Annotated in this window: 1 protein-coding gene; it reads right to left on the bottom strand. The window is 67.2% G+C overall.

The window, feature by feature from the left end; all coding sequences use genetic code 11:
* On the bottom strand, positions 1-478 hold a 478-nt coding region (locus TBIF_RS21845; RefSeq protein WP_024796870.1), incomplete at both ends, for an aromatic ring-hydroxylating oxygenase subunit alpha.

Raw genomic sequence — 478 nt, 5'->3', positions numbered from 1 at the left:
GGTCCATGTTGATGAACACGAAGCCGCCCCACTGCTCCGCCAACACCGTCGCCAGGCCCAAGTCGTCATCCGAGCGCGGCACGAACTCCTCGCGGTCCAGGACCAGGCGGATCGAGCCGTCAAGGTTCCAGCGCCAGCCGTGGAACGGGCAGATCAGCGAGCCCACCCGGCCGCGGCCACGGGCCAAGCGGGTGCCGCGGTGCCGGCAGGAGTTGTGGTAGGCGCGGATCGAGGTCTTCGACTCGCGCACCACCAGGATCGAGTAGTCGCCCACCGCGTACTCCACGAACGAGCCCACATCGGGCAGTTCCTCGGACCGGCACGCGATCTGCCAGGTCTTCGGGAACAGCTTGTCCTGCTCGAGCTTTAAGAACTCCGGGTCCAGGTACCGGGTCTTGGGGATATACGCCCGGCCCAGGCGGTACTTCTCTGGGACCTGCTCCGGCTCCACATCGCCCTCGAACCAGGGCATGCCCCG

Origin of the sequence: Tomitella biformata AHU 1821 (assembly GCF_000524475.1) — a bacterium.
GTDB classification, from domain to species: Bacteria; Actinomycetota; Actinomycetes; order Mycobacteriales; family Mycobacteriaceae; genus Tomitella; species Tomitella biformata.
Note: the sequence above shows the minus strand (reverse complement) of the source record. Positions and strands in the feature narration are given on the sequence as shown.